Genomic DNA, 1,758 nt, shown 5'->3' with positions numbered 1-1,758 from the left:
GGCGGGCCTTCTGCGCCGGCGAAGACATGAAGGAATCGCTTAAAGATGGCGCCCCCGGCGGAAGACGTCCCGCGGCGGCGGACCCGTTCATGAACGGCGCCCTGGAAAAGCCCGTCATCGCGGCGGTTAACCAGCAATTCTCATTTTGGTTTTCGTTGGTTGGCAGTGGCTTTTCTTTCATCATCCGTGTCAGCGGCTGGCGGCGTCGAGTGGGTCGGCGCTCATGGTGGGATTGGTGGCGGTTTCGTAAATGCCAGGGTAAGGAGGAGATCTTTCCAAGATGGGAAGATCAGGTAGATCGTGATCGCCGCGAGCTTGTTGAAGAAGTTGTAGCGTGGTCCGAGCTTGGTGCGGGCCGCGCGCCAAAGGTCGTCGCCGATGTCGCAGACGGTATGGATGGCGAAGGCCAGCAGGTTCAAACTCACCAAGATGGCGGCGAGATTCTTCTTCCCGTGTCCAAAGCTGTGTTCAAGGTTGTAGCCCTTGTTCTTCAGTACGTTGAACGTCTCGTTCTCGATCTTCCACCTCGCTCGCCCGCAGGCGGCAAGTTCGACGACAGTGTCACGACCGACCGGCAGATTGGTCACGAAGCTGTTGCGATAAGTGGTTTCGCCTTTGACGTTGATAATCTGGATCTCGAACCAATTGACCGTCATGGCATCGCTGCCGTCGCGCAGCGGCACGTCCTGCAGCCAACGGTAGCGGTGGACGAAGCGCTGCTTGCCGCGTTTGACCGTGTGCTCGATCGCCGGCAGGTCGATGCCGGTAAGGTATTGCTGGATCAGCGGATGCGACGACGGCTTGCAGACGAAGATGAAGTGCCCGCCGGCATCGCGCACCGCCTGGCAGAGCGGCTGGCGGGAGAACAGGTCGTCGCCGAGATAGACCGGATCGAGTGCGCTATAGCGCTGACCATGGCAGGCCAGCCAGCGCTTCGCCGCTTGGTTTTCGCAGTCCTGCTTCTCTGCCCCGTCCTGCGGGACGATGAACTCCGGCTCCAGCGGGATGACTTTGTCGTGCCCGGGTGCGACCAGTGTGGCCGCCAGCATGGCGTGGTAATATTCCGTCCCGCCGTTGGCTTTCTGGCGGGTCGAGCAGTGCGGGCAATGGATCTTTCGCGAACAGTGATATTCCGTGCCTCGAGCGCGATCAACACGCGTCCGTCGAGGCGGCGAAACACGCCGAGGCCGTCGATGCGCTTCAGTTGATCCACGGTTTCGCCGAACAGCGGATGCAGCAGCACCGGCGAGACCGGGTCGAGCATGTCGCGAATATGGTTGTCACTAGGGATTTTGGTGATGCCAAACAAACTGGCGCAGTTGGAGCGGCCATGGCCTTCTTCGAACTGCCGCTGATGCGCCAGGAACGACGGGCTCTGCATGAAGAACACGGAAAAGGCCGCCATTCCGACGTCGCCCATGCTGTAGGTCGTGTTGATGCCGCGGCGCTTGTCCGGGAACCGGTCCAAGCAGCCGCGCAACGACCCAAGCAGGGAACCGAGCGGACCCATGCATGCCAGGAATCCCATTCTGGGGTTCTTGCGAACCCTTTTTCGGCGTGATGAGACGTTTCACCGCTGACTGTTGCAACGCAGACTCACCACCGTCGCTGCAACAGCGACTCAATCGCATTGAGAACTGCTGGCCGCCCGTCGGCTTGCTTATCGACGATGTCATTGTGATGGTCGAGCATATCGCACGCCGGGCGGGCGCGCCGGCCTCAGGCGGCGGCGTCGTTGGCAGCGCCGCCGTGCTCCCC

3 protein-coding genes are annotated in these 1,758 nt (G+C 61.2%); 1 reads left to right on the top strand and 2 read right to left on the bottom strand.

Translation table 11 applies throughout. The features are described from left to right. Window positions 1-184, bottom strand: a 184-nt coding sequence (locus VGP39_RS21020; RefSeq protein ID WP_327570020.1) for a hypothetical protein, incomplete at its 3' end; no start/stop codon positions are given. 37 nt (window positions 185-221) lie between these two features. Then, window positions 222-1,049, bottom strand: a complete 828-nt coding sequence (locus VGP39_RS21015; RefSeq protein ID WP_327570019.1) for a transposase — start codon at window positions 1,047-1,049, stop codon at window positions 222-224. Here VGP39_RS21015 and VGP39_RS21010 point away from each other — a divergent pair. Next, on the top strand, window positions 1,034-1,561 hold the full coding sequence (locus tag VGP39_RS21010; protein WP_327570018.1) for a hypothetical protein: 528 nt from the start codon (window positions 1,034-1,036) through the stop codon (window positions 1,559-1,561). The two genes, VGP39_RS21015 and VGP39_RS21010, sit on opposite strands and share 16 nt — an antisense overlap. The last annotated feature ends 197 nt before the right edge of the window (window positions 1,562-1,758 follow it).

It is taken from the genome of Bradyrhizobium sp., from assembly GCF_036009065.1.
Taxonomy (GTDB): domain Bacteria; phylum Pseudomonadota; class Alphaproteobacteria; order Rhizobiales; family Xanthobacteraceae; genus Bradyrhizobium.
Note: the sequence above shows the minus strand (reverse complement) of the source record. Positions and strands in the feature narration are given on the sequence as shown.